A 6,813-nucleotide genomic window follows, 5' to 3' on the forward strand; every position below is an offset into this window, starting at 1 on the left:
GCTTCGTTGCGCTCAGCCTGGGCGGCAAGGGCCGCCGGCGAGAAGCTGTCGAACAGCGGAGCCTGCTCGGCCGAGAAGCCGTCTTCGGCTGAGCCCTCGGGCTGCGCCTGCGCCTCGCTGCGGCGGTTCTGGTCGAACTGCTGGCCGCCATGTTCGCCGCGCTGGCCCTCACCGCGCTGGCCCTCACCACGCTGACCCCCGTCACGCTGACCCCCGTCACGCTGACCATTGTCGCCGCGCTGGCCATTCTGGCCGTACTGGCCATAGCCGCCATTGCGGCGGTCGCGGTGCCTGTCGCGGCCGTTGTTGTCACGCCGGTTGTTGTCGCGGCCGTTTTCCTGGTTGAAGCCGAGCTCGGCCGGCGTGCCTTCGATCACCGGCTGCGGCCCGGAACCATTCGCCGCGGCCTGCGACTCGCCGGCATTGGTGTTGCCGGCGGTGTCGAACTCGTCGCGATCCTCATCGACATCGTCGTCGAAATCGTCGCGGTTCTGCTGGGCGTTCTGGATCGGCATCTGCGCCTGTGCGGCGGCAATGATGCGATTGTAGTGTTCCGCGTGCTGGAGGTAGTTCTCCGCCATCACCCGGTCGCCGGAGCTTTGCGCGTCACGGGCGAGTGCGGCGTATTTTTCGGCGATCTGCTGAGCCGATCCGCGGATCTTCACGTCCGGACCGTTGCTCTCGTAGTTGCGCGTCAGGGGATTGGGTCCCTTGCGGTTGTTGTTGTTGCCACCGCCGCCATTATTGTTGCGACCGCGCATGCGCCTGTTCTGCTGTTGTGGCCTCATTCGACTCTCTTCATGTGAATTTTTCTAAAACTCTTCGCGAACGGTGGCGCTCATGCAGCCAACCGTTTCGTTTTTTCACCGGCGTTCGCCCGCATCGATTGCGTTGGCGCCACGTGCCATCCTGTTCCGGTTACATCACTTGCCGGACGATTCCCGCACGAAGCATGGGCGTCGTTTGCACAAGGAGGCAGCTATTTCCAAGGAAAACCGAATCGCTAAGAGCACTGCCTGCTTCGTCTCATCCGGTCAAGCCGGAACCTAGCTGCATTCCCTAATGTTGCCAAGCGTTTTTTCGCACTGCATCAGGGGTTTCAACGCTCGAACACCAGAACCCTGTCGTTTCCGCCGAGATCGCGCCGCGCCTCCGCCAACCTGTAGCCGGCTGCCGCGAAGATCGCGGTAACCTCGCTTTGCTGCGTGTGGCCGATCTCGACCGCTACCTTGCCCTGTGCTTCCAGAAACCCTTCCGCCTCTCCGGCGATGATCCTGTAGGGGACCAGACCGTCCACGCCGCCATCAAGGGCCAGGCGTGGGTCGAAATCGCGGACCTCGTCCTGCAGATTTCCAATGTCTCGACTGGGTATATAGGGAGGGTTCGCGGCAATTACATGGTACCGGCCCGAAACTTTTTCGAACCAGTTGGAATGCAAGGCCTTGAAGCGCCTGCCGAGCCCAAGATCCTCGGCGTTTTGCGTGGCGGTCGCCAGCGCGCCGGGCGACATGTCGACGCCGGTCGCAGTCGCGGCCGGAACGGCGCTGAGCAGCGCCAGCGCTATGGCGCCGGTTCCGGTGCCGAGATCGAGGATACGGCATTCGCCGAGCCTTTCGGCAGTTGCCTTGGCAAAGGGCAGGACCGCGTCGACCAGCGTCTCGGTGTCAGGGCGCGGCTCCAGCGTGTCGGGCGACAGCGACAGCCGCAGCCCGTAGAATTCGCGATAGCCGAGGATGCGATGCACCGGCTCGCCTGCGACGCGACGTCTCAGGGCCGCCTCGATCGCGGTTAAGATCGCTGCATCGACCGGATGACCGGGCTCGGTGATGGCCTGGGTACGGGTCGTGCCGGAAAAGTGCTCGACGATCAGCCTCGAATCGAGCGCCGGATCGGCAATCCCGGCGGCAGCGAGCCGCTTCCTCGCCGCGCGCAGCAGCGGCCCGAGCGCGGCGGGCAAAAGATCAACCATCAATGCCCATATCGGCAAGCAGCTTCGACTGATGGTCGGCGATCAGCGCGTCGATCACCTCGTCGAGCTCGCCCATCATCACCCGGTCGAGCTTGTAAAGAGTGAGGTTGATGCGGTGGTCGGTGACGCGTCCCTGCGGGAAATTATAGGTACGGATGCGTTCCGACCGGTCGCCGGAGCCGACCTGCGATTTTCGCGACGACGAGCGCTCCTCATCCGCGCGGCTGCGCTCGAGGTCGTAGAGCCGCGCCCGTAAAATCTGCATGGCGCGCGCCCGGTTCTGGTGCTGCGACTTCTCCGCCTGGACCACCATGATGCCGGTCGGCAGGTGGGTGATGCGCACCGCCGAATCGGTGGTGTTGACATGCTGGCCGCCGGACCCGGAGGCGCGCATCGTGTCGATGCGGATGTCTTCCGCGCGGATATCGATATCGACCTCCTCGGCCTCGGGCAGCACGGCCACCGTCGCCGCCGAGGTATGGATGCGCCCGCCGGCCTCGGTTTCCGGCACGCGCTGCACGCGGTGCACGCCAGATTCGAACTTCAGATGCGCGAAAACGCCCTTGCCCGACACCGAGGCGATAATTTCCTTGTAGCCGCCGACCTCGCCTTCGCTGGCTGAAACGACTTCGAACCGCCAGCCGCGCGAGGCGGCATAGCGCTCATACATGCGAAACAGGTCGCCGGCGAACAAGGCCGCCTCGTCGCCGCCCGTGCCGGCGCGGATTTCGAGGATGGCGTTCCTGTCGTCGGCGGCATCCTTGGGCAGAAGCAGGATCTGGATGTCCTTCTGCAGCGCCTCGATGCGCTCCTCGACCTCCGTCAGGTCGGCCTCGGCCAGCGCCCGCATGTCGGCATCGGTTGCCTTGTCGGCGAGCATCGCTTCGAGGTCGGCCTGCTCCTGCTCGGCGGCGCGCAGCGCCCGGATCTTGCCCACCATCTCCTGGATGTCGGCATATTCCGAAGCCATCTTGACGTAGGCGTCGGCGGCGGGTGCGGCCGACATCTGCGTTTCGAGCATGTCGAAACGCTTGACGACTTGATCCATACGGTCGCGGGGCAGATTGATCATGGCAGAACGCTATAGCGGAATGGAGCGATCGTCGGCAAAGGCCTGCAGCAGCGCCCGCATCGGCGTCCCTTGGGCGGGCGCCATCAGATTGTCCTTGAAGAAGGCTTCCAGCTCCTGCAGCGGCAACTCGGTCAGCATTGCCTTGACCGGACCGATCGAGGCCGGCGACATTGAGATCGAGCGGAAGCCGAGGCCGATCAGCGCCATCGCCGAGATCGGCTTGCCTGCCAGCTCGCCGCAAAGCGTCACTGGCGTGTGGTTGCGGGCGCCGGCATCGGCGATCTGCTTCAGCACGCGCAGGAACGGCGCCGACAGCGTGTCGAAACGGTCAGCAAGCTGCGTGTTGCCGCGGTCCACAGCCATAATGAACTGGAAAAGGTCGTTGGAACCAACCGAGACGAAGTCGACCGCCTTCATCAGCTCGTCGAGTTGGAACAGCAGCGACGGCACCTCCAGCATCGCCCCGAGCTTGAGGCTGGTGGGCAGATGATGCGCAAAACGCGACAGATGCCGGACCTCGCGGTCGATGATCTCGCGCGCCTGCGCAATTTCCGAGAGCTCGGTCACCATCGGCAGCATCAGCTTCAACTCGCGGCCGCCGCAGGCCTTGAGCAGCGCGCGGATCTGGGTCCTGAGCAAGCCGGGGCGGTCAAGCGTGAGCCGGATCGCCCGCCAGCCGAGCGCCGGGTTCTCCTCCTGCAGCGCGCCCTTGAAATAGGGCAGCACCTTGTCGCCGCCGATGTCGATGGTGCGGAAGGTGACCGGCTTGCCGCGCGCGGCCTCGAGCACGTCGCGGTAGAGCCGCTCCTGCGCTTCGGCGCGCGGGAAGGTCGAGGCGACCATGAACTGCAATTCGGTGCGGAACAGGCCGATGCCGGCCGCCCCCGATTCCGAAAGCTGCGGCAGATCGACCGCCAGCCCCGCATTCATCAAGAGATCGACCGGGACGCCGTCCTTGGTCAGCGACGGCTTCTTGCGCAGTTCGCGGTAGACCTCTTGCCGCCGTGCCCGGAAGCGGACCTTTTCGGCATAGGCGGCCTCGAGATCGGACTGCGGCCTGAGGTGGATGGTGCCTTCCTCGCCGTCGACGATAATGGCGTCGCCGTTTTCCGCCATGGAAACGGCGCCCTTGACCTGCCCGGCGACCGGAATGCCCATGGCGCGCGCAACGATAACGACGTGGCTGGTCGCGGCCCCATCCTCCAGCACCAGGCCGCGCAGCTTGTCCCTGGGATAGTCGAGCAGTTCGGCGGCACCCATCGAGCGGGCGACGATGATGGCGTCCTTGGGCAGCGAGGCCGCGACATCCTCCGGCCCGCGCCCCATTAGCTGGCGCAAGAGCCGGTTGGCGAGATCGTCGAAATCGCTCATCCGCTCGCGCAGATAAGGGTCCGTCATGTGCAGCATGCGCGCGCGCATGTCGCTCTGCACCTTTTCCACCGCCGCTTCCGCCGTCAGGCCGTTGCGGATCGCCTCTTCCAGCCGGCGCACCCAGCCGCGATCGTTGGCGAACATCCGATAGGCCTCGAGCACCTCGCGATGCTCGCCCTCGAAGGCGACGTCGCGGCGCTCCAGCATGTCGTCGATCGACAGCCTCAGCGAACCGAGCGAACGGTCGAGGCGGCGGACCTCTTCCTCGCTGTCCTCGTTGAACAGGTTGGTGACGACGATGCGCGGCTCGTGCAGCACGACATGGCCGAGCCCGACGCCTTCGTTGAAGGACAGGCCGGTGAAGCTCGCCGGACGGCTGAGATCGAGTTCCAGCCCCGGCCTGGTGAGGCGCGCGAGATCGCCGGTGGCGATCATCTCGGCGATCACCATCGCCGTCGTTTCCAGCGCTTCGATCTCGTCTTCGCGGTATTGGCGCATGGTCTTGTTCTGCACCACCAGGACGCCCAGCGTGCGCCCTGCCCGCAGCACCGGAACGCCGAGGAAGGAATGGTAGATCTCTTCGCCGGTTTCCGGCAGGTAGGCGAAGGCCGGATGCTCCTGCGCGTTGGAGAGGTTGAGCGGCCGCGCGCTGGCGGCAATCGTGCCGACCAGGCCTTGGCCGAGCCTCAATTGCGCGAGGTGGACGGCATTGGGGTTCAGACCCTCGGTGGCGTAGAGCTCGAGCACCGAATCGGCGCGCAGCACATAGAGCGAGCAGACCTCGGCGACCATGTTGGAGGCGATGTCGCGCACGATGCGGTCGAGCCGCTCCTGCGGCTCCAGCGGCTCCTGCATGAGCTCGCGGAGCCGTTTCAGCAGAACGCGCGGGCCGCCGGCCATGTCACGCATCGCGGCTTCTTCTCCAATGGGCACGTTGCCCGCCGCAGTTTCTCCCGCGGCCGGCGCTCACGCAACAACTGACTCAGTTCTTGCTACTGCTTATCGAGCCCGTACACGGAATGCAAAGTACGAACTGCAAGTTCCGTATAGGGACCGTCGATCAGTATCGAGATTTTGATCTCGGACGTCGTGATCGCCCGGATATTGATCGCCTTGTCGGCCAGCGCCTTGAAGGCGGTGGCGGCGACACCCGCATGGCTTCGCATGCCGATGCCGATGACCGAGACCTTCGACATGCCGGCTTCCGATTGCACGACGTCGTAGCCGACATCTGCCTTCAGCCGCTCGAGCACGGCCAGCGCCTTGTCGACGTCGCCCGACGGCACCGTGAAGGTCATGTCGGTGAACTTGCCGTCCTCGGAGATGTTCTGGACGATCATGTCGACATTGATATTGGCCTCGGCCAGCGGGCCGAAGATGCCGGCGGCAACGCCTGGGCGGTCGCCGACGCGGCGCAGCGAAATCTGCGCTTCGTCCTTGGCGTAGGCAATTCCGGTGACGACCTGCTGTTCCACGATCTCTTCCTCGTCGCAAATGAGCGTTCCGGGCGGATTGAGCAAATCCCCCATTCCGGGCGCGTCGGGATCGTCGAAGGACGACCGCACAAAGGTACGCACCCTGTGCACCATGGCAAGCTCGACCGACCGCACCTGCAGCACCTTGGCGCCGAGCGAGGCCATTTCGAGCATTTCCTCGAATGAAATCTTGGCCAGCCGCCGCGCTTTCGGCTCGATGCGCGGGTCGGTCGTGTAGACGCCGTCGACATCGGTGTAGATGTCGCAGCGGTCGGCCTTGACCGCCGCCGCGATCGCCACCGCGCTCGTATCGGAGCCGCCGCGGCCGAGCGTTGCGATGCGGTTGTCCGGACCGATGCCCTGGAAACCGGCGATGACCGCCACCTGGCCCTCGCCGAAGCGCTTGATCAGGAAGGCGCCGTCGATGTCAAGGATGCGCGCCGCGCCATGGGCGTTGTCGGTCTTGATCGGGATCTGCCAGCCCTGCCAGGAGCGGGCATGCACGCCCATATTCTGCAGGGTGATCGCCAACAGACCTGCGGTGACCTGCTCGCCGGAAGCGACGACGGCGTCATATTCGCGCGCGTCGTGCATTGGCGAGGCCTCGCGCGTCCAGGCGACCAGCTCGTTGGTCTTGCCGGCCATGGCCGAAACCACCACGGCGACGTCGTGGCCGGCATCGACCTCGCGTTTGACATGGCGCGCCACATTGCGGATGCGGGCGATGTCGGCGACCGAGGTTCCGCCGAATTTCATCACGATACGCGCCATGGGAGCGAGATGCCTTTGACTGAAGCCGGCTCAGCGCCGGAACGGAAAGATGCGCCCGGCAAGCCGAGCCGCGGAAATGCGCGGCCTCCTTAGCCAAAACATCAAGGCTTCGCAAGCGATGGCGGGAAAAGATCCCATGAGGCGACGGGCGGCGG

General features: G+C 65.1%; 5 protein-coding genes. All 5 read right to left on the reverse strand.

What is annotated here, in order from left to right; translation table 11 throughout:
- Positions 1 to 788, reverse strand: a 788-nt coding sequence (locus tag DH10_RS35760) for a DUF4167 domain-containing protein (RefSeq protein WP_246811697.1), incomplete at its 3' end; no start/stop codon positions are given.
- Positions 789 to 1,099: 311 nt separating this feature from the next.
- Complete coding sequence (gene prmC, locus DH10_RS35765; protein ID WP_192257654.1) at positions 1,100 to 1,969, reverse strand: peptide chain release factor N(5)-glutamine methyltransferase; 870 nt, start codon at positions 1,967 to 1,969, stop codon at positions 1,100 to 1,102.
- A complete protein-coding gene (gene prfA / locus DH10_RS35770; RefSeq protein ID WP_192257656.1) occupies positions 1,962 to 3,041 on the reverse strand; it encodes a peptide chain release factor 1 in 1,080 nt (359 codons plus the stop codon). The genes prmC and prfA overlap by 8 nt, the downstream gene beginning before the upstream one ends.
- Before the next feature lie 9 nt (positions 3,042 to 3,050).
- Positions 3,051 to 5,321 (reverse strand): phosphoenolpyruvate--protein phosphotransferase, encoded by a 2,271-nt coding sequence (ptsP, locus tag DH10_RS35775; protein ID WP_192257658.1) that lies wholly within the window; start codon positions 5,319 to 5,321, stop codon positions 3,051 to 3,053.
- A gap of 83 nt (positions 5,322 to 5,404) precedes the next feature.
- The gene (locus DH10_RS35780; protein ID WP_192257662.1) at positions 5,405 to 6,658 is read right to left on the reverse strand and encodes an aspartate kinase; all 1,254 of its coding nucleotides are present in this window, start codon (positions 6,656 to 6,658) and stop codon (positions 5,405 to 5,407) included.
- Positions 6,659 to 6,813: the final 155 nt, after the last annotated feature.

Source organism: Mesorhizobium silamurunense (assembly GCF_014843825.1).
In the GTDB taxonomy this organism is placed as follows: domain Bacteria; phylum Pseudomonadota; class Alphaproteobacteria; order Rhizobiales; family Rhizobiaceae; genus Mesorhizobium; species Mesorhizobium silamurunense.